26 protein-coding genes and 1 pseudogene are annotated in these 26,420 nt (G+C 44.9%); 13 read left to right on the top strand and 14 right to left on the bottom strand.

Annotation, left to right across the window (positions count from 1 at the left end):
• Positions 1-177 precede the first annotated feature (177 nt).
• Entirely contained in the window at positions 178-1,692 is a 1,515-nt protein-coding gene (locus FTU72_RS04985) for a catalase (protein ID WP_180052501.1), read from the bottom strand.
• A 227-nt stretch (positions 1,693-1,919) separates the two neighbouring features.
• On the opposite strand from FTU72_RS04985, the gene dtd reads away from it, so the two are divergent.
• Positions 1,920-2,360 (top strand): D-aminoacyl-tRNA deacylase, encoded by a 441-nt coding sequence (gene dtd, locus FTU72_RS04980; protein WP_004281259.1) that lies wholly within the window; start codon positions 1,920-1,922, stop codon positions 2,358-2,360.
• Between the two features lie 100 nt (positions 2,361-2,460).
• On the opposite strand, the gene FTU72_RS04975 is transcribed toward dtd, so the two are convergent.
• The 3 genes from FTU72_RS04975 to serB form a co-directional block, all read right to left on the bottom strand.
• Positions 2,461-2,940, bottom strand: a complete 480-nt coding sequence (locus FTU72_RS04975) for an SCP2 sterol-binding domain-containing protein (protein ID WP_004281258.1) — start codon at positions 2,938-2,940, stop codon at positions 2,461-2,463.
• A gap of 140 nt (positions 2,941-3,080) precedes the next feature.
• On the bottom strand, positions 3,081-3,416 hold the full coding sequence (gene aciT / locus FTU72_RS04970) for a ciprofloxacin tolerance protein AciT (RefSeq protein WP_034703185.1): 336 nt from the start codon (positions 3,414-3,416) through the stop codon (positions 3,081-3,083).
• Positions 3,417-3,833: 417 nt separating this feature from the next.
• Positions 3,834-5,054, bottom strand: coding sequence for a phosphoserine phosphatase SerB (serB, locus tag FTU72_RS04965; RefSeq protein ID WP_180052500.1), 1,221 nt, complete (start codon positions 5,052-5,054; stop codon positions 3,834-3,836).
• 77 nt (positions 5,055-5,131) lie between these two features.
• Between serB and FTU72_RS04960 the strand changes: the two genes are divergently transcribed.
• Positions 5,132-6,385 (top strand): hypothetical protein, encoded by a 1,254-nt coding sequence (locus tag FTU72_RS04960; RefSeq protein ID WP_159124187.1) that lies wholly within the window; start codon positions 5,132-5,134, stop codon positions 6,383-6,385.
• Positions 6,386-6,461: 76 nt separating this feature from the next.
• Here FTU72_RS04960 and FTU72_RS04955 read toward each other — a convergent pair whose 3' ends face one another.
• The 3 genes and pseudogenes from FTU72_RS04955 to mhpT form a co-directional block, all read right to left on the bottom strand.
• On the bottom strand, positions 6,462-7,436 hold the full coding sequence (locus FTU72_RS04955; protein WP_166137546.1) for a bile acid:sodium symporter family protein: 975 nt from the start codon (positions 7,434-7,436) through the stop codon (positions 6,462-6,464).
• Between the two features lie 107 nt (positions 7,437-7,543).
• On the bottom strand, positions 7,544-8,173 hold the full coding sequence (gene pncA / locus FTU72_RS04950) for a bifunctional nicotinamidase/pyrazinamidase (RefSeq protein WP_180052499.1): 630 nt from the start codon (positions 8,171-8,173) through the stop codon (positions 7,544-7,546).
• Between the two features lie 233 nt (positions 8,174-8,406).
• Positions 8,407-9,612 (bottom strand): annotated as a pseudogene (mhpT, locus tag FTU72_RS04945) (3-(3-hydroxy-phenyl)propionate transporter MhpT).
• Between the two features lie 728 nt (positions 9,613-10,340).
• Between mhpT and dapA the strand changes: the two are divergent.
• From dapA to purC, 3 genes are read left to right on the top strand one after another with little or no spacing between them, the layout of a single operon-like run.
• Positions 10,341-11,240 carry a 4-hydroxy-tetrahydrodipicolinate synthase gene (dapA, locus tag FTU72_RS04940; RefSeq protein ID WP_125278859.1) on the top strand — a complete coding sequence of 300 codons (900 nt, stop codon included), beginning with the start codon at positions 10,341-10,343 and terminating at the stop codon, positions 11,238-11,240.
• 12 nt (positions 11,241-11,252) lie between these two features.
• A complete protein-coding gene (locus FTU72_RS04935; RefSeq protein ID WP_034703997.1) occupies positions 11,253-11,858 on the top strand; it encodes a lipoprotein-34 precursor (NlpB) in 606 nt (201 codons plus the stop codon).
• A gap of 38 nt (positions 11,859-11,896) precedes the next feature.
• Positions 11,897-12,616, top strand: coding sequence for a phosphoribosylaminoimidazolesuccinocarboxamide synthase (gene purC / locus FTU72_RS04930; RefSeq protein ID WP_004781395.1), 720 nt, complete (start codon positions 11,897-11,899; stop codon positions 12,614-12,616).
• 268 nt (positions 12,617-12,884) lie between these two features.
• Here purC and FTU72_RS04925 read toward each other — a convergent pair whose 3' ends face one another.
• The gene (locus FTU72_RS04925; protein WP_180017294.1) at positions 12,885-14,159 is read right to left on the bottom strand and encodes a replication-associated recombination protein A; all 1,275 of its coding nucleotides are present in this window, start codon (positions 14,157-14,159) and stop codon (positions 12,885-12,887) included.
• A 267-nt stretch (positions 14,160-14,426) separates the two neighbouring features.
• Here FTU72_RS04925 and FTU72_RS04920 point away from each other — a divergent pair, with 267 nt between their 5' ends.
• Positions 14,427-16,559, top strand: a complete 2,133-nt coding sequence (locus tag FTU72_RS04920) for a bifunctional diguanylate cyclase/phosphodiesterase (RefSeq protein ID WP_180017296.1) — start codon at positions 14,427-14,429, stop codon at positions 16,557-16,559.
• 43 nt (positions 16,560-16,602) lie between these two features.
• On the opposite strand, the gene FTU72_RS04915 is transcribed toward FTU72_RS04920, so the two are convergent.
• Complete coding sequence (locus FTU72_RS04915; RefSeq protein ID WP_004781392.1) at positions 16,603-17,055, bottom strand: YcgN family cysteine cluster protein; 453 nt, start codon at positions 17,053-17,055, stop codon at positions 16,603-16,605.
• A 192-nt stretch (positions 17,056-17,247) separates the two neighbouring features.
• On the opposite strand from FTU72_RS04915, the gene FTU72_RS04910 reads away from it, so the two are divergent.
• The gene (locus FTU72_RS04910) at positions 17,248-17,406 is read left to right on the top strand and encodes a DUF1328 domain-containing protein (RefSeq protein ID WP_004647174.1); all 159 of its coding nucleotides are present in this window, start codon (positions 17,248-17,250) and stop codon (positions 17,404-17,406) included.
• Positions 17,407-17,489: 83 nt separating this feature from the next.
• Here FTU72_RS04910 and murJ read toward each other — a convergent pair whose 3' ends face one another.
• Positions 17,490-19,040: a murein biosynthesis integral membrane protein MurJ gene (gene murJ, locus FTU72_RS04905; protein ID WP_171505608.1), complete on the bottom strand. Its 1,551-nt coding sequence runs from the start codon at positions 19,038-19,040 to the stop codon at positions 17,490-17,492.
• A gap of 77 nt (positions 19,041-19,117) precedes the next feature.
• Entirely contained in the window at positions 19,118-19,690 is a 573-nt protein-coding gene (gene ampD, locus FTU72_RS04900) for a 1,6-anhydro-N-acetylmuramyl-L-alanine amidase AmpD (RefSeq protein WP_180017298.1), read from the bottom strand.
• A gap of 181 nt (positions 19,691-19,871) precedes the next feature.
• On the opposite strand from ampD, the gene nadC reads away from it, so the two are divergent.
• Positions 19,872-20,717, top strand: a complete 846-nt coding sequence (gene nadC, locus FTU72_RS04895) for a carboxylating nicotinate-nucleotide diphosphorylase (RefSeq protein WP_034704010.1) — start codon at positions 19,872-19,874, stop codon at positions 20,715-20,717.
• Between the two features lie 87 nt (positions 20,718-20,804).
• Here nadC and FTU72_RS16355 read toward each other — a convergent pair whose 3' ends face one another.
• Both FTU72_RS16355 and rph read right to left on the bottom strand, forming a co-directional pair.
• Positions 20,805-20,927 (bottom strand): hypothetical protein, encoded by a 123-nt coding sequence (locus FTU72_RS16355; protein ID WP_257218575.1) that lies wholly within the window; start codon positions 20,925-20,927, stop codon positions 20,805-20,807.
• A 149-nt stretch (positions 20,928-21,076) separates the two neighbouring features.
• Positions 21,077-21,793 (bottom strand): ribonuclease PH, encoded by a 717-nt coding sequence (gene rph / locus FTU72_RS04890; RefSeq protein ID WP_004781384.1) that lies wholly within the window; start codon positions 21,791-21,793, stop codon positions 21,077-21,079.
• A 194-nt stretch (positions 21,794-21,987) separates the two neighbouring features.
• Here rph and FTU72_RS04885 point away from each other — a divergent pair, with 194 nt between their 5' ends.
• Positions 21,988-22,632, top strand: coding sequence for a TetR family transcriptional regulator (locus FTU72_RS04885; RefSeq protein ID WP_180017300.1), 645 nt, complete (start codon positions 21,988-21,990; stop codon positions 22,630-22,632).
• Between the two features lie 82 nt (positions 22,633-22,714).
• Here the strand turns inward: FTU72_RS04885 and FTU72_RS04880 are convergent, their stop codons facing one another.
• A complete protein-coding gene (locus FTU72_RS04880; protein ID WP_004781380.1) occupies positions 22,715-23,332 on the bottom strand; it encodes a thiol:disulfide interchange protein DsbA/DsbL in 618 nt (205 codons plus the stop codon).
• Positions 23,333-23,558: 226 nt separating this feature from the next.
• Here FTU72_RS04880 and ubiG point away from each other — a divergent pair, with 226 nt between their 5' ends.
• The 4 genes from ubiG (at position 23,559) to FTU72_RS04860 (ending at position 26,412) form a co-directional block, all read left to right on the top strand.
• Positions 23,559-24,287 (top strand): bifunctional 2-polyprenyl-6-hydroxyphenol methylase/3-demethylubiquinol 3-O-methyltransferase UbiG, encoded by a 729-nt coding sequence (gene ubiG / locus FTU72_RS04875; RefSeq protein WP_159124177.1) that lies wholly within the window; start codon positions 23,559-23,561, stop codon positions 24,285-24,287.
• The gene (locus tag FTU72_RS04870) at positions 24,284-24,973 is read left to right on the top strand and encodes an HAD family hydrolase (RefSeq protein WP_034704017.1); all 690 of its coding nucleotides are present in this window, start codon (positions 24,284-24,286) and stop codon (positions 24,971-24,973) included. Before ubiG ends, FTU72_RS04870 begins: the two co-directional genes overlap by 4 nt.
• Positions 24,974-25,022: 49 nt before the next feature.
• Entirely contained in the window at positions 25,023-25,769 is a 747-nt protein-coding gene (locus FTU72_RS04865) for a YciK family oxidoreductase (RefSeq protein ID WP_179991891.1), read from the top strand.
• A 223-nt stretch (positions 25,770-25,992) separates the two neighbouring features.
• Positions 25,993-26,412, top strand: coding sequence for a hypothetical protein (locus FTU72_RS04860; RefSeq protein WP_004781373.1), 420 nt, complete (start codon positions 25,993-25,995; stop codon positions 26,410-26,412).
• Positions 26,413-26,420 lie beyond the last annotated feature (8 nt).

The raw sequence follows: 26,420 nt of genomic DNA, 5'->3' as shown, positions 1-26,420 counted from the left end.
CAATAGAAATCGAAAGGAAAATTTAAGTTTTTAAAAACTCAATTGACCTGAGATGGAATGAAAAACAGAGTGCCTGTAAAACTCCCCCTAGGGTGCAGGAAAGGTTTGGAGTATTACAGGACTTTTTGGAGGTGATGCGCTATGCCCTAGTCACCAGTTCCTCAAGACCAATCGGGATTAGTCTTTTAATTTTGCAGCTTTGGCCTTAACGATGGCGATGTCGCCATTTACAGCTTTGGTCATACGCATACCGTAGTCAGTATCTGCCTTATAGAAGTAAGACAACATGATGTGCTTGGTTTCTGAATCTTTGACATTGCCCAGATCAGCCGCCAGGTTCATGATCAGGTCATCTTTCTCTTTGGCAGTATATGAACGGTACAAGTCACCTGCTTGCTTGAAGTTTTGCTCTTTAGTACCGATCTGTTGCACATGACCAGTCAATGGCGTTTCAACTGCACGCGCTTTTTCAGTCGCCGGTTTTGGCTCTTTACGGCTTGGCTCGTAGTTCACATCAGAGTCACGTTCAGACACATTCATGTGACCTTCCTGGTTATTGTTGTTCACATTCACCACAGGACGATTTACCGGAATTTGCTGATGGTTCGCACCTAGACGGTACATTTGTGTATCCGAATAAGAGAAGATACGGCCTTGAAGCAAACGGTCTTCAGAGGGTTCGATACCTGGTACCAAGTTACCTGGTGCAAATGCAGCCTGTTCAGTTTCATTGAAGAAGTTCTTCGGCATACGGTTCAGCGTCAATGTACCGACTTTCACTTCTGGAACCAGATTGGTTGGCCAGATTTTGGTTGGATCTAGCGGATCGAAATCAAAGCTGTTCAGATCTTTAGGATCAAGCACCTGAATATACAGATCCCATTTCGGGAAATTACCTGCATAGATGTTGTTATAAAGATCATTGGTCAAGTGATTGAAATCTTTACCTTGTTGCACAGCCGCTTCTTTGACATTTAAGCCCTTCACACCCTGTTTAGAGCGGAAGTTGAATTTCACGTACTTGTATTCGCCTTTGTCGTTATACAGTTTGTAGGCATGTACACCGAAACCGTCCTGTTCGCGATAGCTGGTTGGAACACCTTGCTTGCCATAAACATAAGTCAGCATGTTGGTTGCCCAAGGCTGGCTAGACAGGAAGTCAAACACACGGTTGGCATCTTGTACGTTGGTGACCGGGCTTGGTTTCATCGCATGGATGAAATCCGGGAATTTGATTGCGTCACGGATAAAGAAGACTGGCGTCTGGTTACCGACCAAGTCCCAGTTACCTTCCTGGGTATAGAATTTGATGGCGAAACCGTGCGGGTCACGTAGGGTCTCTGGTGAACCTTTACCATGAATGACGGTAGACATGCGCACAAAAACTGGAGTTTTGGTACCGGCCTTGAATAAAGAAGCAATTGTTAAATCAGACAGATCTTTCGTCGTAACGAATTCACCATAAGCACCCGTACCACGTGCGTGTACGACACGTTCAGGAATGCGCTCACGGCCAAAACGTTGCAGTTTTTGAACCAGTTGTACATCCTGCAGCAAAGTTGGACCTTGTGGACCCGCAGTGATCGAGTTCTGGTTATCACCGACTGGTGCCCCGTTATCTTTGGTTAATGGTGCAGCTTGTGCAGCTGTCACCGTTGCAAGCATTGCAACAAGTAATGAACGCTTAAACATTTCTAAATCTCTCAATTTAATACCTTTCCTGCATGCAGCTAAGATACTTGAGAGCAAAAAATAGATAAAACAGATAATTTTTATGATTATGATCGTGTTTTTAGATAGTTTAAAATATTATCAATGATAATCAATCAATTAAGCCCATTTTTTAGACATTAACTTAATAACAGATGAGTCTGATCTTGCTACAATGGTGGCAATTTTGAATCTGACTAAAATTGATTATGCGTGCATTATTACAACGGGTACTGGAAGCCAAAGTCGTGGTCGATGGTGAAACCACCGGAGAAATTGGCAAAGGTATTCTAGTTTTTCTAGGTTTAGGTAAAGAAGACAATCTGGAAAAAGGCAAAAAACTGATTGATAAGATATTGAAATACCGTTTCTTTGATGATGAGCAGGGCAAGATGGGCTGGAATGTCAGTCAGGCCGGTGGCGGTTTACTGCTAGTGTCCCAATTTACCTTGATGGCGCAAACTCAAAAAGGCTTACGTCCGGATTTTGGTCCCGCCATGCCGCCAAGCGATGCCAAGGTCTTGTATGAACAGCTGGTTGAATATGCGCAGAGCCAGTTCGAAAATGTACAAACCGGTATTTTTGCGGCCGATATGAAAGTGCATCTGGTCAATGATGGGCCGGTAACGTTTAATCTGGAAGTTGAATAAACCGTCATTGTTCCAAAATGAAAAAAGCCCTCTTGATGAGTGCTTTTTTATGATAATCCTTCCCTAGCCCCTCCTTTAATTAAAGCAGGGGGATTAGGAGTTATTTACCAGTTTTCTCTTTAATAAACTGGCGTGCCATTTTCACTTTTTCTTTGACCGGTTTTGGCAGTTTAGGCGGAATCATTTTCGCAACCTGGTTAAACCAGACCAGCAGACCAAAATCACCTTCCATTTTAATCGTGCCACTTTGCATACCGGTCATGAATGCAGTCGGATCACCTTTGAGCAACGTTTTTACGCCCTGTTCACTGTCAGCAAATTGCAGTACAAAATCAGCTTTTTCTGCATCACCTGAAACAGTATCAATATGACCATTATTCACAACGATCTGACGTGCCATTCCTTCATCTGTTCCAATCTGAATACGGAACTGGCGTTCATGTACCAATTCAATAAATTTCGGGCTGGTACGCGCTAACTGCTTCATACGTAATGCAAGACCTGCGACCAGCAAATCAAGTGGATCGGTACTGAGGTCAACCAGAGGAAGTTTGAGCACAGGAATGGAGGACAGTTTCATGGAATTATGCCTATTCTAATTGTACGAAAATTGACAAATATCCTAGCATAGATCAAAGCCAGGCAGATGCAGGACTTTGTATCATATTTCTAAACGAAAAATGCACCCGCAGGTGCATTATTTCGCTGATATTAGAGAACTTAACGGCTAGATAGCTGCTGCTGGTCATCTTCATACACTGGTGTATGTTCGATATAACGGCGTTTAGCCAAAGCACGCTCTGCACGTCGATCTTCACGCAATAACAGTAAGGTCACTACGACCATCACGGCCGTTAAAGCTGTCAGATAGCTATATGTCATCGGGAGCTCAAACAAGGCTTGAGTACCTACTCGAATTACTTCGATCAGGCCCCAGGCCAGCATTCCTGCAGCCATAAAACTTAACCAGCGACGATAAGGCGAGAAGAAAACAGCAAGCACAGCCGCGGCGACTAAACTAAAGCCTACGAGAGTTGCTAGATTCGCTGTTACCATATAAACCCCTCCATCCAAAAGGATAGTGTGTATGCTTGATATTGCAACCGTCCTACCTATTGAATTTCGTTAAATCAATAAAATGGAATGTGTTGATTTGTATCTCTATGCATGCATTATGCTGAGTTTTTTGCATAAAAAAAGTCCTGTTTTCTCCCCTTACGACATACTCTGTCGCGATATTATTTTGTCATTACATTTTTTATTTTCACAGTATTTGTGGATCAATTGCTGCGCCGATGTTGGCGTGTCATTACAAAATCATATGCCCTTTCATCGACTTAAAAAAAATATTTTCCGTTTAAGATGATCGGGGTATTTATAGACAAGCTGCGCCGTCCCTCGATAAAAGTTAAGCTAAAAATATAAAAAAACGCGACCCTAAGGCCGCGTTGGATTTCACCGAAAAGCTATGTGTTACGCGCGGCTCAGATCTTTATCATGTACACCGAGCAGGTAGAGCACACCATCCAGACCCACGCTGGAAATGGCCTGATTGGCATTCTGACGAACCAAAGGCTTGGCACGGAAAGCCACACCTAGGCCCGCAATTGAAAGCATTGGCAGGTCGTTGGCACCATCACCTACAGCAATGGTCTGTTCCAGAGAAATTCCCATATTGTCGGCAATTTCACGGAGCAATAAAGCCTTGCGTGCGCCATCCACAATATAACCTTTGACTTCGCCTGTCACCACGCCATCCTGCACATCCAGAACGTTGGCATGAACTTCATCAATTCCCAGTTTGGCTTGCAGATATTCTGCAAAATACTGGAATCCACCAGACAGAATTGCGGTACGGTAGCCCAGTGCTTTCAGGGTTGAAATTAGGCGTTCTGCACCTTCAGTCACGGTCAGACGCTCAGCAATTTTTGGCAATACCGATGCATCCATGCCTTTTAATAAAGCAACACGGGCACGGAAACTTTGCTGGAAGTCCAGCTCGCCCTGCATCGCGCGTTCAGTAATTTCAGAGACTTGGATACCGACACCAGCTTCGATCGCCAGCTCATCAATGACTTCCTGCTCGATCAGGGTCGAGTCCATGTCAAAGCAGACCAGACGACGGTTACGGCGGTAAGCATTATCTTCCTGTACTGCCACATCGACATTCAGGTTATTCGACAGGCTTAAGCAGGCTGCACGCATGGCTGCTGCATCCAGCATCTGGCCTTTCAGACCAAACTGTACACAGGCACGTTTAGGGCCAGTATTGGAACCATCCAGCTCAGGACGGCCAGAAAGACGGGTCACGGTTTCAATATTGAAGCCCTGACTCGACACAATCTGGGTCACGGCTTGCAGATGAGAGGCATTTAATTCCGGGGCCAATGCCGTTACGATATAACGCGTGCGGCCACCCTCTCTTACCCACTGTTCATATTCAGCAGCAGAGATTGGTTTAAAGCGCACTGTTAACCCGATATCATGTGCTAGAATCAGGATTTCCTTCATGGCTAATGCTGTTGCAGTTCGGTCATCAGACGATACAACAATACCTAAGGTCAGTTGATTATGAATGACCGCTTGCCCCACATCTAGAATCTGTAAGGAATGAGCGGACAAAACCTGCATTAATCGTGTAAATTGATTAGGCTGGTCGGGTCCTAAGAATGATATAAGAATGATTTCTCGCATGAATTGACTCGGGTCTGAGCTACAACTATTGTTAGAATCATAATCGAAATTGAACAGAATTGCCTTGGAAGTTTACGTTGAATGCGCCTAGACAAGGGCTATTTGCTAGCCTACTGATTGTAAGTTTTGCTCTGCATACCTTTTTACTGGTATTGGCAACGACTCACCAACTGAATGATAACCGTGCCAACCAGGGACAGCTCATGACGAGCCAACTGGTCACAGACAGCCTGGCGGAGCTTGAACCGGCGAACCGCGTTTCTCTGGCACTTCTGGCCAACCGTTATGCGACTAACCCAAGCGTTGCTTCAATTCGTATCCTGGATGCGAATGGTCAGGTTTTAGCCACTGGTGGGCTGACCAAGACCCGTGATGGGGAAGTTTTTGTCCGTGATGCCCTGCAAAACGAGAAAAAAGTCGGTGTGATTGAAATCACCCTGATTGAGCCAAGTATTGGTGAAATTCTCCGGACTCAATGGCTTGCCATTCTGTTCTCTTTCATTATTCATGGTTTGCTTTGGGTCGGTTATCGTGCGGTAGCGCGTCCAAGCCGTACCGAGTATCTGGCACGTATCAATAATGAATCGCGACTGAAATTCGAGATTCAGACTTTAACTCAGGCATTAGAACAGGAAAAGCATAATGCTGCCCTCGCCATTGCCCAGGCACAGCAAGCCCTGAAAAACAAACCGAAAGAAAAAGACAGTAAACCTGTGGTCCTGGATACCGATAGCCTGAGCTTGAACATTCAGTTCTATGATCCAAAACAGTTGCTAGATAGTGTGAATAAGACGGTATCGGTTCCTTATTTCAATCTGTGCCAGATTTTCCTGAACAAAGCTACTGAACTGTGCATCCAGCACTACAAACTGAACAGCACGGATATTTGTACCGTACACAAGTTTGATGAAAAAGGTGCCAGTATCAGTATTGCGGCAGAGAAGCCAGATGCCCTCGCCTGTCTGACCATGATCAGTTCAGTATTCCAGTTGCTTTCAGAAGTCCTGTATAAGCGTTATCGCGAAGAAAAACGTTTTGTCCTGCAGACACGTAGCGCAATTTCTTCAGCCGTTGAAGAAATGCAGCTTAATTCCGTTCAGGCTGCAGAACGTCTGGTTCAGCAACTAGTCGCTAAGGAAAGTGCACTGCATGTTCCTAATGCCCTGTTGAAACAAATCGCGGACCACTTTGAGCTGGTCAGCATGCCAAATCCGACCAATGTTCTGACCCGTCATGCCTTTGTGGTCAATGGGATGGATGCGGAAAGTGCTGAACTAGCGCAAAGCTTCAGAACCGAGATTCTCAAATCGAAACAGTCTAAAGCGTCCTAAGTCACAGAAAGCAAAAAGCCCGATTGAATATCGGGCTTTTTATATGAGAGAAATAAAATCTTCAGCAGTCAGGATGTTATCTATCTGCGGAAGTATCTTGTGCTGATGCAGATTCAATTGTCTTACTTTTAGCGGCCCAGTACGTCGCCAAGGCGGGTCCAGAAATGTTATGCCATAGGCTGAAAATAGCACTTGGAACCGCAGTGATGGGAGACGCGGCAAAATGGGTCGCAGCCAACGCTACCCCTAAACCAGAATTCTGCATTCCCACTTCAATCGAAACCGCGCGACAATCGATTTCTGCCAGTTTCAATATTCGGCTTGCCCAATAACCCAATAAGTAGCCCATTCCATTGTGTAAAGCCACAAGACCCAAAATCATTAACCCGGATTCCAGAATCTGGGTTTTACTGCCAGCAATAATGGCCGCCACAATTGCGACAATGGCAATCACCGAAATTACTGGCATTACTTGGATATAGCCTTCTACCTTGGTTTTTAGAAGGGCACGGACAATCAAACCTAAAATGATTGGAAACAGCACCACTTGTAGAATCGAAATCAGCATAGATAAGGCATTAATTTCAATCCATTGGCTGGCCAGCAGATAAAAAATTGCCGGAGTCAAAAGCGGTGCCAATAAAGTTGATACCGAAGTACACGCCACAGACAAGGCCGTATTGCCTTTGGCCATATAGGTAATCACATTAGATGCCGTGCCACCTGGACAGCAGCCCACCAGAATCACTCCAATCGCAATTTCAGCCGGAAGCTGGAATAGCTGACAGAGCAAAAAGGCTAACCCTGGCATCACCATAAACTGAGCCACGACCCCAATCGCAACGGCCTTGGGACTTTGCAAGATACTTTTAAAATCACCTGGCGTCATGGTCATGCCCATGCCGAACATGATCAGACCCAGCATCCAGGGAATATAGGCGCGTAACCAGACAAAAAGATCCGGCAGCATCAAGGCAATGGCTGAAAACAGAATGACCCATAGAGCAAAGGTCTTTTGGACAAACTGGCTAAATTGAAGAAGTGCTGACATGGGAAAATCCAAGTGTCATGAAAAAGAAATCAAGGCATCTGTGGATGCCTCAAAGTAAACAAACCATTGCATAATGGCAAATGGCCCTAATCGCCTTAAGTTAGCGCTTAGGCAGCATTAATAATATCTTTCAGATAAATCCGTTTTACACCCTGTGCCAGCATGTCCTGCCAGGCATGTTGTAGCGAACCGTTCAGGTCTATACCTTTGGTGGCATCCGCAATGACATAGGCCTTAAAGCCGAGTTTGCAGGCATCCATCGCAGTCCAGGCCACACAAAAATCAGTCGCGATACCCACGATGAATACGGTATCAATACCGCGCTCACGTAAATAGCCGGCCAGACCGGTACTGGTTTTTTGATCAGCTTCCATAAAGGCGGAGTAACTGTCGATATTTTGATGAAAGCCTTTGCGGATAATCAGTTGAGCTTGCGGAAGGTTCAGCCCCGGATGGAATTCAGCATCCTCAGTCCCTTGTACACAATGACTCGGCCAAAGGACCTGAGAACCATAATCCAGCTGAATCGTGTCATAGGCTGCTTGAGCAGGATGATTGTCTGCAAAGGAGATATGCTCTGCCGGATGCCAATCCTGAGTCAGCACAATATTCTGAAAGTACTGCCCCAATCGGTTGATATTCGGAATAATCTGATCGGCATTGGTAACAGCCAGATTTCCACCTGGGGTAAATCCTTTTTGTACATCCACCACAATCAGCGCCGCATTTTGCATCATTTTCATCCCTTGAAATCTGAGTTTGCATCCAAGCATAGCTTAAAACTAAAGAAAATTTTTAGCCCTTTAGGTAAAAATAGAATGACTCTGCATTCTGATAAAACGCATGATGAGTTAACTGTAAAAGCTATTGCTCTCCAAAACATAGAAAGAATTTGTCTTAAGCTGAACTGATACTGGAAAATAAAAAGCCTGCATCAGTGCAGGCTTTTCGGATATTCATCTTTTTATTTTTAAACCTTGGTACGGCTGACCAGGAGTAGCATACATACCGCAGAGATTACGATACATGGAATCGCTGCCGAGATCACCCCTGCTGCACCGAAGCCTGCTGTCAGTAGCTGACCCGCAATTGCAGGGCCAAGCATGGCGCCGATACGGCCAACTGCGGAAGCAACACCTACCCCTGTACCACGTACTTCAGTTGGGTAAACGATACTACCGAAGGCATAGAGTACACCCTGACAGCCAATCACAAAGGCACCTGCCAGTGCTGCGGCCATTTACATTTGCTCAAGTGAGCTTGCACCGTTGAGTGCCAATAGACCCGCCAGGATACCGCCATACATCAACAGGATCACATAGGCTTTTTTCAGGCGATCCGTCAGCATACCCAAAATCACAGTACCAATCGTTGCAGTCACCATAAAGTAGAACTGTGCAGTTGAACCATCTTTACGGGTGAAGCCCAGTTCCATGAACAATGATGGCAACCAGCTCAACATAATGTACACCACCATCAGGGTGAAGAAGTAGCTGACCCAGATGCAAAGCGTACGAAGCAAGTTGTCAGAGTTAAACAGATCCTTGAATGAACCCTGAGGAGATGCTGCACGTTCTGCGGCTGTCTTGTTTTGTGTCTTTAAGTATTCTTTAGATTCAGGCAGACACAACATCATCAGTGGAATCACGATGATGGGTAATAAACCACCTAAGTAAAAAACATTTTTCCAGTTTGCACCGAATTCAGTTGCTGCGATTAAAGACAAGATTGCTGCACCGACTGGCATACCGCAGTACATCAGGCCCACGGCACGTCCACGGTTTTGTGGAGCCACGGCTTCAGAAGCCAGCGTGATTAAGATTGGCATTGCACCGCCAAGACCCGCACCCGCCAGAAAACGAACTGCCAGCAAACTGTGGAAACTGTTCACCCACACGGTACATAAGGTAAATAGTGCAAAAATTGCGGTTGACCAGATTAAAACTTTCTTACGACCAATACGGTCCGCGAATCGACCACCGACCAGTGCACCAGGCAATAAGCCCAGAATCCCTGCACTAAAAAACACACCCAATTGTGAGCTATCCAGACCAAAGTGCTCACGAATACCAGCAGCGGCAATCCCGGCAGCCTGAATATCCAGGCCTTCAATCACAGCGATCAGAAAGCAGATCCCTACCGTGATGATCGCGTGCTTATTGTCTGATTTTTCCATTGGAATATCCTTGTTCAATCAGCGTTCAAAAGAGAGGCCATCATCTATGAGCGCTCAAATAGAATTAACTACCAATAAGTTGAACAATTTGCTCGGATATACTGAAAAATCCAGAAAATTGATGACTTTAAGATGCTGTTCGATAAAGTCAAAAAAGCAATTAATGAGAAGTATTAAAATCCCAGTATTTTTGGATTTAGACTTATACATCAAACTCGGAAATTCAACAGTGAGAAAAATTCGGGGCCGATCACTAATACGAAAAAAAGATTAGTTCAGGCATTTTTGCTTTTTATTCCTCATAAATGAGGTTTATTATTCGATATATTTTAGCTCTTAATTCATCGAATATAAATATTAATACTCCCCTAAAACACCATAAAAGAATGTTTTCTAAATCTATTTAATTCACTTAAGTAACTTATTCTGTGTATTTTTTCCTGAAAAAATGAATTCATTAGCTTTCATCCTGCTGGAGGATAAAGGATGATTTGGACAGCAAAAAATCATAACGATTAAAACTTGATTGTTGCCTAGAGGCTTTGTATAAAGAATTCAGTGGCTTTTACTAAAGCATATTGTTCTTATGCGTTTGATCAGTCATAATTTGCATAAGCAATATTCAATTCAGTGCAAATCTATTGAATTTGCTACAAATCAAAATACAAACCCATCCCAAATATGTTTTCTCATTCTCTTCGGATGGACAAATAGGATAGTTTTTTAAAATGACTCAGCAAGCACAGACCATTCAGGGTTCCATTGTCGCAATCGTCACCCCCATGTTTGAAGATGGCAGCGTAGATTGGAAGGGTCTCGAGAAGCTGGTTGAGTGGCATATTGCAGAAGGCACTAACAGCATTGTGGCTGTAGGTACTACTGGTGAAGCATCAACGCTCAGCATGAGCGAGCACACTCAAGTGATCAAAGAAATCATTCGTGTTGCCAACAAACGTATTCCTATCATTGCCGGTACAGGCGCAAACTCGACTCGTGAAGCAATCGAGCTGACTCAGGAAGCCAAAGAACTTGGCGCTGATGCTGCCCTGCTGGTTACTCCTTACTACAACAAACCGACTCAGGAAGGTTTATACCAGCATTATAAAGCCATTGCTGAAGCGGTTGACCTACCTCAAATTCTTTATAACGTTCCAGGCCGTACTGGCGTGGATATGGCTAATGAAACCGTGATCCGTCTGGCAGATATTCCACAGATCGTGGGCATTAAAGATGCAACAGGTGATGTAGCCCGTGGTGCTGCCCTGATTGAAGGTCTGGCAGGTAAAAACATGACCGTTTACTCAGGTGATGATGCAACTGCCTATGAGTTAATGGGTCATGGTGCCAAAGGCAATATTTCTGTGACTGCCAACGTTGCACCTAAAGTCATGAGTGAAGTATGTGCTGCAGCCATTGCAGGCGATGCTGCACGTGCTGAAGAGCTCAATGCTCAGGTTGCAAATTTACACAATATTCTATTTTGCGAATCAAACCCAATTCCTGTGAAATGGGCTCTCCATGATATGGGCTTAATTGGTACAGGTATTCGCCTTCCATTAACACCACTTGCAGAACAATATCGCGCTCCGCTTCATGAGGCACTTGTAGAAGCGAGCGTCATTAAATAAAGAGCAACGATTATGCAATTACGTTTAGGACTTACCCTGGCACTTTCAGTATTCAGTTTAGCAGGTTGTAGTTCAATGGCCTTTAAAAACGGTACCTTGGACTATAAAGAAACAACCACGCTGCAACCATTGCAATATCCTGAAGGGTCAATGGTTCGTCCTGCAACGCCTTTGTACCCTGCTCCGACAGTGGATCCGCTTGCCCTGGAAAATGCACCAAAACTTGAAAATCAGCGTGGTAACCGCTTTGCGATGCCACGCCCTACTGCACAGCCAGTAAATTCAACTCAAGCAGATGAAACTCAAGAAAATTTTTCAGGAAAGCCGCAATTAGTCACTGACGGAAATCAAAATCCACTGCTCAAAATTGATGGAAATGCTGCTACAATATGGCAATACACTCTTGCCACGCTTAGCAGCCTTAACCATTCTATCGTTGGTCAAAATAAAGATCGTTATGAAGTAACGATTCAGGTTGATCAGCAAACCTATGTTTTAAGACTCTCTCCCGCAGGTTCGAGTAACACCCTGGCTGTGTTTAATCCCGATAACAGTTTTGCCGACCGCGAAAAAGCAGCAGAACTGTTAAACCAGATTTACCAAAATTGGCCAGCCTAGACATTTTCTAGGCATTTTTTTTTGTAGAAGGTTCCCTCATGTTAAAACAAACCTTGCTCTATACTGGTAAAGCGAAATCTGTCTATACCACGGACAGTGAAGACCACCTGATTTTAGTTTTTCGTGACGATGCGTCCGCATTCAATGGCGAAAAAATCGAACAACTGGATCGTAAAGGTAAGGTGAATAACCGTTTTAACGCCTTCATCATGGAAAAGCTGGCTGCTGCTGGTATTGAAACTCATTTTGAGAAACTGCTGACACCAACTGAAGTGTTAGTGAAAAAACTTAAAATGATTCCAGTAGAATGTGTGGTACGTAACTATGCTGCGGGTTCTTTATGCCGTCGTCTGGGTGTAGAAGAAGGTAAAGAATTAACTCCTCCTACATTCGAATTGTTCTTCAAGGATGACGCGCTAGGCGATCCAATGGTGAACGAATCTCAAGCGATTGCTTTAGGTTGGGCGACTGCTGAACAACTGGCAAAAATGAAAGAACTGACTTACCAAGTGAACGATGTGCTTAAAGCATTATTCGAAGCGGGTAATATGCTTCTGGTTGACTTTAAACTTGAATTTGGTGTGTTCCACGACCGTATCGTACTGGGTGACGAATTCTCTCCAGACGGTTGCCGTCTATGGGATAAAGACACCAAGAAAAAACTGGATAAAGACCGTTTCCGTCAAGGCCTAGGCGGCGTGGTTGAAGCGTACGAAGAAGTTGCAGCACGTTTAGGTATCAATCTTGAAGATATCTAAGCACTAATAGTGCTTCAAAGAACCGGGTTAATAGCCCGGTTTTTTATTGTCTAATCTTATGATCGAAAAAATGAATTTTATTAATAAAAATGATCGTTTTTACATTATTCAATGCATGCCTTAATATTACTGTATCCCAGCAACATCCCCAGCAGATGCAATCCATCTGATGTTGCTGACCAGATTTATACCCTTACCCTCTAGGATGTATCTCCCCCAAGACATCCTATTTCAGCCCAATTCTCCTTGAATTGGGCTTTTTTTTTGCTTATTGCTGCTGTTGTTCCTGCTGCCAGCGGCGTTGTTGCAGACGTTCGCCTTCCACTTCACGCTTATTACGTGCCGATTCGTACAGCTTGGTGCCTTTCAGCTCAGGCGGCAGGTAATCTTGCAGGACAAAATGTTCCGGATAGTTATGCGGATACAGATAATTCACTCCATAACCCTGCTCTTTCATCATTTTGGTCGGTGCATTACGTAGATGTAAAGGCACTGGCAAATTGGCCGTTTTTTCAGCCAGATCCATCGCCTTGTTAATCGCCAGATAGGTACTATTACTTTTGGCACTAGTCGCCAGGTAAACCGCACATTGTCCCAGAATAATCCGGCATTCCGGCATGCCAATCGCTTGAACTGAGCGGAAGCATTCGCCCGCCAGCAACAGTGCATTCGGATTGGAATTGCCAATATCTTCTGATGCCGCAATCAGCATACGGCGGGCAATAAAGACCGGATCTTCACCACCTTTGAGCATACGCGCCATCCAGTACAGGGCAGCATCCGGATCACTGCCACGAATCGACTTGATGAAGGCCGAAACCAGATCATAGTGCTGTTCGCCAGATTTGTCATAACGGGCAATATTCTGCTGTGCGACTTTGACCACAATCGCATTGGTAATGATATTTTCCTGGTCAGCCTCAAAGGTACTGGCAATCAGATCCAGCAAATTGAGGGCCTTACGCGCATCCCCAGCGGCAAACTGCAATAAGGCGTCAAATTCTTCAATCTGGATATAGCGTTCCTGCAGAAATTTGTCAGTCTGAATCGCCTGAGTCAGTAAAGTCTGAATCGCTTCATCACTCAGCACATTTAAGGTATAGACCTGACAACGTGACAGCAAGGCACTATTGACTTCAAAAGATGGATTTTCCGTCGTCGCACCAATCAAGGTAATTTTGCCTTTTTCGACGGCATTCAGCAGTGCATCCTGCTGGGATTTATTAAAACGGTGAATCTCGTCAATAAACACCACGGGCGTCAGCAGATCACCACTTTCTGCAATGACTTCACGCAACTCCTTCACACCAGTATTAAGTGCAGACAGGCTGATAAATGGCCGGTCCACCGCTTGGGCAAGTAGCAAGGCAATTGTGGTTTTACCTACTCCAGGTGGCCCCCAGAAGATAATCGATGGTAAATGCCCTTGGTCAATCATTTGACGTAGAGGTGCATTCTCTCCAAGCAAGTGATCCTGCCCGATAATTTCTGCAAGGTCGCGAGGCCGCAAGCGTTCTGGAAGCGGGATATGACTGTCTGACATCTTATTATTGGCTCAAATTAAATTCTGCTTTCATTCTAACACTGGTAGTTTTGATTCCAATATTTCAAACATTTATGAGAAAAATTTAATTTATGTAAGAAAGCTCTATTTTTTTTACAATGAATGGATTAATCTTATGAAAAGTAGATAAATAGAACATGATTAATTACAGGTTAATAAGCTTGTAAATTTCACATTGTCTCATATTAATTAGAATGGACTTGAGTAACTGATTGGATGCTCTTTGGGTGGTATCGGTGGGGATGCATGAAGCATAATAAATCTAGACGAACAACTGCAGAATGCGCTGAGTCGCTTATTTCAACCTCGATACAATCTTCTAATGAGCAACAGGCAAAATTCAGATTATTACAGGACCTAATCAATGATGTGCCACATCCACTCTGGGTGCTGGGCAAAGATAATATTGAATATTTTAATCAGGCACTTTCGGATTATTTAGGCACCAATTTAAGTGAATATGGTCCTAAAGAATGGCAAAGCCTGATTCATCCAGATGATCAACCAGCGTTTTCTAAGCAATGGCATGCTGCCCTGAATCAGCAACAAGGCTTTAATACCCAGTGCCGGATTAAATCGGCTGATTCCAGCTACCGTATGTGTGCCTTGGCTATTAAGTTTCAGCATACCGCGGAACATCTGCTGCAATGGTCGGTATCACTGACGGACATCCATGAATATTTTGAGATTCAGCAACAACTGTCTCAGGTCATTTCTACCCAGAAAAACATGCTGGATGCCAGTGTCGACTGTATTAAAGTGATGTCTCCACAAGGCGAGATCCGTCATATCAATCAGTCAGCCTGTCATAAGTTAGGGATTGATCCTGAACAGCAGCCTGCCCCGCATTCATGGTTAAGCCTGTTACCAGCCGAGGTTAAAAAAACCGGACAACGCGCTTTAAAACAGGCTGCTCAAGGCTTAAATAGCCGTTTTGTAGAAAAAGCTCAGACGGAGAATGAGAACCCAGAATATTGGGATCATTTACTGACTCCGGTATTGGACGAAAATAATATTCCCCAAAATATTCTGTGTGTTTCACGTAATATCAGTCAGCAAAAAATAGCCGAAAGCCGTTTAAAAGCCGTAATTCAGCGTGATGAGCTGACCGGACTGTATAACCGCAATGCCTTTTATAAGACCTTTAAACAGGTGCTGCTAAAAGCCAAGCAACAGCAAATGATGGTTGGCCTGCTCCTGATCGACTTGGACTATTTCCGGCATATCAATGACACCCTGAGTCATATTGCCGGAGATCATTTGTTGCACGTCTTGGGCAAGCGTTTTCAGGCCTGTTTTGGCTCCAACAATATAGTCGTTGCCCGTCTCGGTGGAGATGAGTTTGCCATTCTGGTCAAAAACTTGGAAAACGAAGCCCAGCTGATTAATACCGCACAACTGGCCTATGCTCAACTAGAACAACCAGTGAGTTATGTCGGCCATCGTATGAGTATCGGCATGAGTATTGGTTGTACCGTTTATCCGCGTGATGCCCAGAATAGCTCTAACCTGCTGAAATGTGCCGATATTGCCCTGAATGATCTGAAAAATAGTGGTCGTGGCGGGATTCGCATGTTTAATCAGGAGATGTTCAGATCACTGGAAAACATGACCAAACAACTGACGCTGGCACGCAAGATTATTCATGCCGACCAGATCATTCCTTATTATCAGCCTAAGGTCCGTCTCTCCGATGGTGAGGTGATTGGTTTTGAGGCCTTATTGCGTTGGCAGGATCAGCAGCATCAGATCCAGTTACCCTCTCATATTTTTTCAGCGTTCCAGGACTATGACCTGGCTTCACGCATCAGTGAAACCATGCAGCTAAAAGTCTTTGAGGATATGAGCCGCTGGCAGGCCGAAGGTCTGGATATTCTGCCAATTTCAATCAATGCAGCTCCAGTTGAATTCCTGCGCGATGACTATGCTGAGAAATTTCTGGCTCGTCTGTCCCGATTCGATATTCCTGCGCATAAGGTTGAGCTGGAAATTACCGAGCAGAGCTTGTCTGAAGGCGGAGCCAATTATGTGATCCGGGCACTGAACCTGCTGAAAAAACATGGAATTCATATTTCTCTGGATGACTTCGGTACCGGTCATTCTTCCCTGACCCGTTTGCAGGAATATCCGGTCGACTGCATCAAGATTGATCGCAACTTTGTAGAACGCATGAACAATGATCCGTCTGCGCTGGCCATTGTCAAAGCCATTACCCAGATTGGTTCCAGTATTTCTCTGGATGTATTGGTCGAGGGTATTGAAAATACTGAACAACTGGACACGCTGATCAATTGTGATTGCCAGATCGGACAAGGTTTTTATTTTTATCGTCCTATGTCCGGGTCTTCAGCACAGCAACTGCTACAACAGGCCGCTTAATTTTTTTATTTAATCATTTGACGGGGTTGGATTGCGCTAATCATTAGCGCACCCAGCGCACGATATATTCATCAATTTCATCTTCATCAATATCGACTTCACTTAAGCAGCGACCAGCAGCGGATTTTTTGGCCTGAATCACGCTTTGTCGTGAACCCGTCTTCAGATAATGCCAGGATGGCAGGCTTTTCCCTTCAGCAACTCGGCGATAAGCACAGCTTGAGGGTAACCAGTGAATAGTGTCCAGTTTCTCAGGTGTCAGCTGGATACAATCCGGCACATATTGCAGCCGGTTCGGATAATCCGAACAGCGGGCAGTTTTGCAGTCCAGTAATTTGCAAGCCACTTTGGTATAGGCGACTTCGTGGGTGTCTTCATCTTCCAGCTTGATCAGGCAGCAAAGCCCACAACCGTCACAAAGCGCTTCCCATTCTTCTGGCGTCAGCTCAGTGAGACTATATTTTTTCCAGAAGTATGGACGTAAGGCATCAGACATAATCAAAACGGCTATGGTAAAAATCAGCTTATTATACCAAGTCTCAACAAAGGAAATGTAGGGACGTGAATCTTATTAATATCACGTAAACTATTGTTAAATCAGAGACAGTACATCAACAAAACACTAACAGTGCCCAAAATCGAATATTCCTATACTGGATTTGAGAATAAAAACACATGGAGAATTGATATGTTTCGCTGGGCTATTATTTTTGCTGTGATTGCCTTGATTGCCAGTCTACTTGGTTTCGGTGGAGTAGCAGGCTTATCTAAGGATTTCGCAATTATCTTATTGGTGATTGCCGTTATTCTTGCCATTGTTGGTTTCCTTTCTCGCGGCAAGGTCTAGCGACTGAGTTCTGCTTAAGGAAAAGTTTCCTACAGAAAAAACAAGAGCCATTTGGCTCTTGTTTTTTATGCGCCCAAAATGAATTACGGTTTGATATGGCGTGGTCTGAAACCAGCAGCGACCAATGCGGCCAAATACGCCACGACTCCTACCACACATAAAATCAGCACTTCCAGTACACGCATCCACTGTGATACATCACCATTGTACCAGCTCAGTGCATAGGCCAAGGCTGCAATCATCACCACATTGGCAAACATGAATTGCATAAAGATTTTTTTCCAGTGTGCGCCAAAACGGAAAATATTGCGTTGATGCAGATAAAAATACAGCAGACCCGCATTGACCATGGCTGAACCGGTCGAAGCCAGTGCCAGTGCCATATGCTCCGCTTCCCAATGAATCAGCTTAAAGAAACCAATAAAGATCACGTTCAGAATCGCATTGGCTGCTACCGCCATTAAACCGACGCGTACCGGTGTACGAGTATCCTGCTGGGCATAGAAGCCGGGAGCAAAGACTTTAATCAGCATAAAAGCAATCACACCGCCACTCATACATTGCAATGCCAGCGCCGTCATCTGGGTATCTTCAAAAGTGAACTGTCCGCGTTCAAATAATGCCTGAATAATCGGTGTTGACAGCATGAACAAGGCAATACTGGCTGGTAGACCCACCAGCACAATGACTTTCGCTGCCCAATCCATCATGTCGCGGAATTTTTCCGGATTCTTTTCTGTATGCTGTGTGGATAAGGACGGCAGAATCACGGTACCGATTGCCACACCAATCAGACCCAATGGTAACTCGGTCATCCGTTCAGCACTATACAGCCACGACACTGAACCGTCCTGCATGAAAGAGGCCCAAACCGTATTCAGTAACAGGTTGATCTGGGTGACGGATACACCAAATAAAGCGGGTAGCATCAGTTTCATGATGCGATCCACCCCTTCATGCTTGAAGTCCACTTTCGGTGGAATCAGCAGGTTTTTACGCCATAACTCTGGAATCTGGATTGCCAGCTGCAAAATCCCGGCAATGACGACGGCCCAACCTAGCGCCATAATCGGCTCTGCCATAAAAGGCGTGAGCCAGAGCGCACCGGCAATCATGGCAATATTCAATAAAACCGGAGCAAAGGCTGGCGTACTGAAAGAGCCATAACTGTTCAGAATACTGCTGGCAAAAGCCGTCAGTGACATAAACAGCAGGTAGGGAATGGTCAGGCGGAACATGTCTGTGGCCAGCGCAAACTTTGCTTCATCGCCATGAAACCCTGGCGCATAGATATACATGATCACCGGTGCGGCAATGATGGCAATCATGGTCAGGGTGGTCATGAAGGTAGCCAGACAGCCAAAGACCCGGCTGATCAGGATCTGCACTTCTGCATGGGTGCGACTGGTCTTATATTCAGTCAGTACCGGAATAAAGGCTTGGGAGAATGCCCCTTCTGCAAACAGCCGTCTGAAAAAGTTTGGAATACGAAATGCCACCACGAAGGTATCGAAATCTTTACCGGCACCGAATACATTCAGTAAAACCACATCCCGGACCAATCCCAGAACCCGCGACAACATGGTCATCGCACTGACAATTACGGTCGAACGCCAAAGCGCCATCCTATTCACCTAATAATTAATTTGGGCCTATTGTAATGAAACTTGCAAAAGAAGTTCATTGCTTAATCACATGACTTCCTGAAGGGTCATGGGTTCTTATAATGTTGTAACTGGGCACGAAAAGCACACCAGTCAAAATATGGTCCCGGATCGGTTTTACGTCCCGGTGCAATATCCGAATGTCCGGCAATATGCTGCTGCATTTTTGGATAATAGTCTTGCAAACAGGCGGTGACTTTGACCAAGGCATCATATTGTGCCTGTTCAAACGGCAGGTCATCACTGCCTTCCAGTTCAATCCCGATGGAATAATCATTACATTCTTTTTTGGCCAGATAGCTGGAACGACCTGCATGCCAGGCTCGGTCATTGAAATTCACAAACTGCAGCACTTCACCAGAACGCAAAATCAGCAGATGCGCCGACACCTGCATGCCTTCAATAGTCCGAAAATACGGATGCACTGACCACTCCAGCTGATTCTGAAAAAACTGTTCAATATAGCCACCACCAAACTGTGACGGCGGCAGACTGATGTTATGGATCACCATTAACTGGATATCGGTATGTTCAGGCCGCTGATTATAATTTGGAGAAGGGATCTGGCGCGCCCCGAGCAATTGCCCGTCCCGGATTTGAAACTCAGCTGCCTGTTGCATAAAACTGTCCTGTACAAAAATAAAATCTGCAATATCAGGATTGCAGCCGGCTTAATGCTAAAACTTTCATAGGCAAATCTCAATTCATCCCGGCAGGCTGTATGAAAAATCGCTCATTTTAATGTAACGGTGTTAAGATAACGCACAATTTTTCACGGCTAAAAAAGATACGGAAATACTCATGAGCATATCTCAGGCTTTGCTAGAACAGTCGATTCAGATCAATATTCAACAGGCACTCTCCGAAGATATTGGCGATGGTGACATTACTGCCCTGCTGACTCCTGAAGATGAACAGGCGACTGCCACGATTATTAGCCGTGAAGCAATGGTTCTTGCTGGTCAGCCTTGGGTCAATGCCCTGATTCAGGCCTATGATCCGAGTGTAGAAGTGATCTGGCTAAAAAATGACGGCGATCATGTCGCTGCCAATGAAGCTTTTCTAAAACTGGCCGGTTCTGCACGTAGCCTACTGACTGTAGAACGCCCTGCCCTGAACTTTGTACAGACGCTGTCTGCAGTTGCGACCAAAACAGCAACCTATGTCAAAGAGTTGGACGGTCTGCATACCAAGCTCTTAGATACCCGTAAAACGCTGCCAGGCTTACGTATTGCCCAAAAATATGCTGTTGCTGTCGGTGGTGGTCAGAATCACCGTCTGGGCCTATTCGATGCCTTTTTGATTAAAGAAAATCATATTATGGCAGCCGGCGGCATTCGCCAGGCGATTGCCATGGCCCACCAGATTGCACCGGGTAAACCAGTTGAAGTGGAAGTTGAAACCTGGGATGAACTGAATCAGGCCCTAGAAGCCGAGGCTGATATCGTGATGCTGGATAATTTCAGTCAGCAGCAAATGATTGATGCGGTCAAACATGTGGCTGGTCGCTGTAAACTGGAAGCCTCAGGCAATATCACCATTGATAACTTACGTGAAGTGGCGAGTACAGGCGTAGATTATATTTCGATGGGCGTACTAACCAAAGATGTCAAAGCCATTGACCTGTCGATGCGTTTTAATGGTTAAAGTCTTATTATTAAAAAAGGGTGCCATAGCACCCTTTTTCTTATTCTCAAGGATATAAATCATAGAGGTTGAATGGCCTCTACTCTGTTAATTGGTATCACTTCCTCGTTTCATATTTGCACCATCACGGTTTTCATCACGAGAATTCGAATCACAGGCAGTTAAACCCAGTACAGCAAATACTGAAAATGCCATCAACCATATTTTCATGTTATACCCCTCTGAATGAGATTTGGTTAAAAGATCATCGCTTAAAACAGAGGTTACACAGTAGACAGATCCTGTTCATTTTTTGTCAGGCAATGTGTAGGTACAATAAAAAACGCATCCGAAGATGCGTTTTTTACAACTTGAAAAGCTTACCAGCCCAAAGCTTCTTGCTGTTTCTTGATCAGTTCCTGAATCCCTTTTTCAGCCATGGCCAGCATGTCATTGCATTGCTCACGGGTAAATGGCTTATCTTCAGCAGTACCTTGGATTTCAATAAATTCACCTGCCTGAGTCATCACGACATTCAAGTCAGTCTGACAGTTTGAATCTTCTTCATAGCAAAGATCCAGCAAGACTTCATCTTTAAAAATACCTACAGAAATGGCTGCTACCAGACCTTTAAGTGGGTCCTGTTTAATTTTCTTTTTCTCAAGCAATACGTTCATGGCATCAATCAATGCTACGGCTGCACCCGTAATTGATGCAGTACGGGTACCACCATCTGCCTGGATCACGTCACAGTCAATGGTAATGGTATTTTCACCAAGTTTTTTCAGGTCGACCATTGAACGTAGGCTACGACCGATCAGACGCTGGATTTCCTGAGTACGGCCACTTTGTTTGCCGCGAGCAGCTTCACGATCACTACGGGTATGTGTTGAACGTGGCAGCATGCCGTATTCTGCTGTTACCCAGCCTTGACCCTGACCTTTCAGGAAACGTGGTACAGAGCTGTCCACACTGGCAGTACACAGCACTTTGGTATGACCAAATTCAACCAATACGGAACCTTCCGCATAACGTGTATAGTTACGGGTAATTTTCACTTCACGTAATTGATCTAATGCTCGTTGGTCGATACGCATAATAGGTCCTGCTGTTGACTAAAAATAATTGCGGCTCAGTATAACAGAAGCCTCCGCCAAGATTGGAACAGAGGACAGATCATTTACAAAATCACTGGACACGCTTTGCTTGTATAGATTTTTCAGTCCATCTGCGCTACTGCGATGGACAGATGTTTTTTGCTAAACTGCAAATCTGCCGAAGGAAAATCCCTATGTCTTTACGTGAAGAACGCAAGCACCAAAGCCGCCAGGCCCTCCTCGATGCTACCTTGGCATTGAGCAGCCGTGGCTATGCATTTAGCAGCATCAGCCTGCGCGAAATCACTCATGAAGTCGGGCTGGTGCCTGCTGCGTTTTATCGACACTTTCAGAATATGGATCAGTTGGGGCTGGAACTTCTGGATCAGGTTTCAATTCATCTCAAAGGTGTGCTGAGTCAGTTGGGACCTGCAGATTTTTCTCTGGATGAGCTTTCAGCCAAAATCGAACTGTTTTTTCAAGCAGTCGATGCCCATCCCGAAGCCTGGACATTTGTCAGTGCCGAACGTTGGGGCGGTTCCAATATCCTCAGACAAGGCATTGAGCGGGAAATTCATTATCTGACCCAAGATTTACGGCATACCCTGGAACAGATTCCAGCCGTCCAGCAATCTCCTTCTCCAGCCGAGTTAACTGCACTGGCACAGATCTTAGTTCCTCTCGCATTAAACTGGGCTATGGGCTGGATTCAGCTTCAGGCACAGCCTGATCCTGCACTGCGACAAACTCGGATAAATGACTTCAAAGCCCAAAGCCTAAAGCAGTTAGAACTGTTATTTCGTGGAAGTTTATCTCAAACCGGAGTCTCATCTGAGTGAAATCTATTTCACAATTCAATTTTATCCTGACATAAAAAAACCCGCATATAGCTGCGGGTTTTTAGATTCATGCAGATCTGGTTTATTTAGCTTTACGCTCTTTTTCAACCAGATAATTTACCACTTGAACCACTTTGGCATCATCGCCCTGAACCACATACTTACCATTTACGGTTACCGCTGGTACACCGCTCAACTGATAAGTCGCAGCCAGATTTTTGGCCTGTGCGATTTTTGAAGAAATCGGGAATGATTTATAAGTGGTATTAAATTTCGCTTCAGAAATACCATAACGGGTATAGAACTTGGCTAATTGAGCCTGTTCCAGAATTGGCTGTTTCTTCGCATGAATATCATGGAATAGCTGCAAATGTGCTTTTTGACGAACACCTAGAGCTTCAGACACATAGTATGCGCGTGCTGCCTGTTCCCATAGCGGATTCATCGCGGCTGGGGTACGCACGAAACGTACATCTTTAGGCAATTTTTTTAACCAGCTCTGCATGTGTGGTTCAAGTGAATAGCAGTGACCACAGCCATACCAGAAGAATTCACGGACTTCAATTTTCCCCGGCTTTTCAACTTTTACTGGATTCGCCAAGACTTGATAGTCTTGACCTGCTACAAAGTTGGCGGCCATTGCACTGCCAGAAAATGCCAAAACAGATGCGGCTACAGTGCCTAAAATAAATTTTTTCATTGGGATTATCGTCCTCTAAATCATTATGTCTAATTTATGGCTTCACTATAAAGTAATTATGCCGGTTTCGTTTTTATTCTGTGAACTTTTTTACAGCTTTTATCGCTTTTTTTTCCAGAATCGCTACACTAAACAAGTGTACTGATTTACAAGAAGTTAAATCTGTTTATACCGCCTCTGGGCGAACTTAAATTTTAAATAATCACGACTGATTGAGGTGACACCGATGTCGCAATTGAATGTTGATCCACAAGAAATTGCCAAGTTTGAAGCATTTGCAGCTATATGGTGGGATCAGCATTCCGAGTTCCGCCCATTGCATATGATCAATCCGCTACGTCTCAACTGGATTGATGAACATGCTGGTGGCTTGAGCGGCAAGAAAGTGCTGGATGTGGGCTGTGGCGGGGGCATCCTGTCAGAAAGCATGGCGCGCCGTGGCGCTCAGGTGCTGGGCATTGATATGGGCGAAGCGCCACTGAATGTGGCACGCATCCATGCTGAGCAGGAAGATGTTAGCAATATTGAATACCGTCAGATTCCGGTAGAACAGCTGGCAGAAGAGCAAGCCGGTCAATACGATGTGGTTACCTGTATGGAAATGCTGGAACATGTACCTGATCCAGCCTCTATTATTCAGGCCTGTTATAAACTGGCCAAACCGGGTGGTCATGTCTTCTTCTCGACCATTAACCGTAATCCAAAATCTTATCTGTTCGCGATCATTGGTGCAGAATATATCCTGCGTATGCTGGCCAAAGGTACACATGATTACAGCAAATTCATCAAGCCGTCTGAACTGGCGCACGACATCCGTAATGCCGGTTTAAAACTGAAAGATATGACTGGCCTGCATTATAACCCGCTGACCAAGCGTTACTGGCTGGCACCGAATGTCGATGTAAACTATATGGTGTACACCGTTAAAGAAAACACGCAAGAGGCCGCCCAATGAAGGCTGTTCTATTCGACCTAGATGGTACTTTAATTGATACTGCGGCTGACTTTATCCGGATTATCCAGCATATGTGCCGCGAAGCCGGCCGTGAAGTGGTTGAAGCTGATCTGATCCGTACCCAGGTTTCAGAAGGTGCACGTGCTATGGTCAAATTGGTCTATCCGGAACTGCAACTGGAAGACCCGGTTTTCTTGGATCATCGCCAGCGTTTTCTGGATATGTATGGTGCAGATATTGCAGTAGATACAGACCTGTTCAGCGGAATGTATCCTTTACTTGAAGAATTAGAGGAAAATGATATCCCTTGGGGAATCGTAACCAATAAACCGCGCTGGTTGAGCGAAGCTTTACTTAAAGCTTTAAACCTGACCGAGCGCTGTGCCGTACTGGTCTGTCCGGAAGATGTGACCCGAACCAAGCCAGATCCAGAGCCAATGTATTTGGCTGCCGAGCAGCTACAGCTGGCTGCAGAGGACTGTATCTATGTCGGTGACCATCCACGGGATATTGATGCAGGCCGCAATGCCAAGATGTATACCATACTGGCAGCATACGGTTATTTACCACTGCAATACAAAGATGACTTAACAGCCTGGCAAGCCGACTATATAGTGAATACAGTGAATGAGTTACATCAGCACATTCAAAAACTGGTCTTGAGCGAGCCAAGTGTCCTGTCTTGATTCCTGAAACTACTGAAGACACTTAACAATAATAATGAGGAGGTAGATAATGAAGTATTCAGAATATCAACCTCGCCCCGATCTGTTAAAAGATCGTATTATCCTGATCACGGGTGCGGGCGATGGCATTGGTCGTGCAGCAGCAATCAGCTATGCCCTGCATGGGGCGACTGTAGTTCTGCATGGGCGTACCTTAAACAAGCTTGAAGTCATCTATGACGAGATTGAAAGCTTGGGGGCGCCGCAACCTGCCATTCTCCCATTACAGTTATCTAGCGCCTCTGAACGTGATTATGAGTTATTGCTCGACACGCTCGATCGCCAGTTTGGCCGTCTGGACGGGATTTTGCATAATGCCGGTATTTTAGGCGAACGAGTGCCGTTGGCGGAATACCCGGTCAATGTCTGGGATGATGTCATGGCGGTTAACCTTCGTGCGCCTTTTGTGATTACCCAAGCCCTGTTACCCTTGCTGGAAAAATCCAAACATGCTTCTGTGGTCTTTGCCAGTTCCGGCGTAGGTCGTGAAGCCCGGGAATGCTGGGGCGCTTATTCAGTTTCAAAAATTGCCATTGAAGCAGTGAGCCAGTTATTTGCCAAAGAACGGGTCAATTCGAATATCCGTTTTAACTGTATCAATCCAGGCGCTACACGTACGGCAATGCGTGCCAAGGCTTATCCGAATGAAGATCCGAAAACCTTACCGACACCGGATTCCATCATGCCAGCCTATCTGTACCTGATGGGTGAAGATAGCTTGCATATGAATGGTCAAAGTATTGATGCTCAAGATTAAGCTTTAATTGACGCCTATTTAAAAGCCAATGTCCGCATTGGCTTTTTGTTTTTAAACTCTATAAAGATAAGACCCATTTGAAAGCTGGCTTATTCTTCTGCCCAATTCATCCAGATTTCAGACTGAATCAGCCAGACCTTTCTTATTTCTACAATACTGTCTTTATTCAGTTCGCTGCAAATTCCCCTATACTAGCGCCAACAGATTTTTATTTGAGTGCAACATGACTGACTTAAACAACATCACCGTGACGACTTTGGAAGATGGCATGGTCTCTCTGCTGGTCGATCAGCAGCCGATCTCTGAAAAATACGGCATGAAGTTTGATGCCAGCATTGTCGATGACATTCAGGCACTCGAAAATGGTCAAAAACTGAAACTGTTTGACCAGTTTGTCTTTTCCCATACCGATCTGAATTTTGAACATTCCTATCATTATGTGACCGGTATCGAAAAACTGGACGATCGCTATCAGGTAGCGAAACACTTTGTCTATCGCATCAAGATCGAAGGTCAGCCTGAAATTGAACATGTGATTAGCAATCAGGGCAAAGCAATGACAGCAGAAGATGTGCGTACTTTTATTCAGGCACATGTACAGAAATCCCTAAGTGACTATACTGATCTGAACTATGCCTATTAAGATCGTTC

Source organism: Acinetobacter sp. YH12137, assembly GCF_013418535.1.
Classification (GTDB): domain Bacteria; phylum Pseudomonadota; class Gammaproteobacteria; order Pseudomonadales; family Moraxellaceae; genus Acinetobacter.
The sequence above is the reverse complement of the archived record's forward strand: the minus strand, read 5'-3'. Positions and strand labels throughout refer to the sequence as shown.

Excerpts from the sequence above, each read along its gene's own strand:
- FTU72_RS04985 (WP_180052501.1), bottom strand. The coding sequence starts at position 1,692 with ATGTTTAAGCGTTCATTACTTGTTGCAATGCTTGCAACGGTGACAGCT.
- FTU72_RS04885 (WP_180017300.1), top strand. The coding sequence starts at position 21,988 with ATGTCTTTACGTGAAGAACGCAAGCACCAAAGCCGCCAGGCCCTCCTC.
- FTU72_RS04910 (WP_004647174.1), top strand. The coding sequence starts at position 17,248 with ATGTTTCGCTGGGCTATTATTTTTGCTGTGATTGCCTTGATTGCCAGT.
- FTU72_RS04865 (WP_179991891.1), top strand. The coding sequence starts at position 25,023 with ATGAAGTATTCAGAATATCAACCTCGCCCCGATCTGTTAAAAGATCGT.
- FTU72_RS04935 (WP_034703997.1), top strand. The coding sequence starts at position 11,253 with ATGCAATTACGTTTAGGACTTACCCTGGCACTTTCAGTATTCAGTTTA.
- rph (WP_004781384.1), bottom strand. The coding sequence starts at position 21,793 with ATGCGTATCGACCAACGAGCATTAGATCAATTACGTGAAGTGAAAATT.
- FTU72_RS04880 (WP_004781380.1), bottom strand. The coding sequence starts at position 23,332 with ATGAAAAAATTTATTTTAGGCACTGTAGCCGCATCTGTTTTGGCATTT.
- dapA (WP_125278859.1), top strand. The coding sequence starts at position 10,341 with ATGACTCAGCAAGCACAGACCATTCAGGGTTCCATTGTCGCAATCGTC.
- FTU72_RS04975 (WP_004281258.1), bottom strand. The coding sequence starts at position 2,940 with ATGAAACTGTCCTCCATTCCTGTGCTCAAACTTCCTCTGGTTGACCTC.
- pncA (WP_180052499.1), bottom strand. The coding sequence starts at position 8,173 with ATGATGCAAAATGCGGCGCTGATTGTGGTGGATGTACAAAAAGGATTT.
- FTU72_RS04920 (WP_180017296.1), top strand. The coding sequence starts at position 14,427 with ATGAAGCATAATAAATCTAGACGAACAACTGCAGAATGCGCTGAGTCG.
- serB (WP_180052500.1), bottom strand. The coding sequence starts at position 5,054 with ATGCGAGAAATCATTCTTATATCATTCTTAGGACCCGACCAGCCTAAT.
- FTU72_RS04955 (WP_166137546.1), bottom strand. The coding sequence starts at position 7,436 with ATGTCAGCACTTCTTCAATTTAGCCAGTTTGTCCAAAAGACCTTTGCT.
- ubiG (WP_159124177.1), top strand. The coding sequence starts at position 23,559 with ATGTCGCAATTGAATGTTGATCCACAAGAAATTGCCAAGTTTGAAGCA.
- purC (WP_004781395.1), top strand. The coding sequence starts at position 11,897 with ATGTTAAAACAAACCTTGCTCTATACTGGTAAAGCGAAATCTGTCTAT.
- FTU72_RS04925 (WP_180017294.1), bottom strand. The coding sequence starts at position 14,159 with ATGTCAGACAGTCATATCCCGCTTCCAGAACGCTTGCGGCCTCGCGAC.
- aciT (WP_034703185.1), bottom strand. The coding sequence starts at position 3,416 with ATGGTAACAGCGAATCTAGCAACTCTCGTAGGCTTTAGTTTAGTCGCC.
- nadC (WP_034704010.1), top strand. The coding sequence starts at position 19,872 with ATGAGCATATCTCAGGCTTTGCTAGAACAGTCGATTCAGATCAATATT.
- FTU72_RS04915 (WP_004781392.1), bottom strand. The coding sequence starts at position 17,055 with ATGTCTGATGCCTTACGTCCATACTTCTGGAAAAAATATAGTCTCACT.
- ampD (WP_180017298.1), bottom strand. The coding sequence starts at position 19,690 with ATGCAACAGGCAGCTGAGTTTCAAATCCGGGACGGGCAATTGCTCGGG.
- FTU72_RS04870 (WP_034704017.1), top strand. The coding sequence starts at position 24,284 with ATGAAGGCTGTTCTATTCGACCTAGATGGTACTTTAATTGATACTGCG.
- FTU72_RS16355 (WP_257218575.1), bottom strand. The coding sequence starts at position 20,927 with ATGAAAATATGGTTGATGGCATTTTCAGTATTTGCTGTACTGGGTTTA.
- FTU72_RS04860 (WP_004781373.1), top strand. The coding sequence starts at position 25,993 with ATGACTGACTTAAACAACATCACCGTGACGACTTTGGAAGATGGCATG.
- dtd (WP_004281259.1), top strand. The coding sequence starts at position 1,920 with ATGCGTGCATTATTACAACGGGTACTGGAAGCCAAAGTCGTGGTCGAT.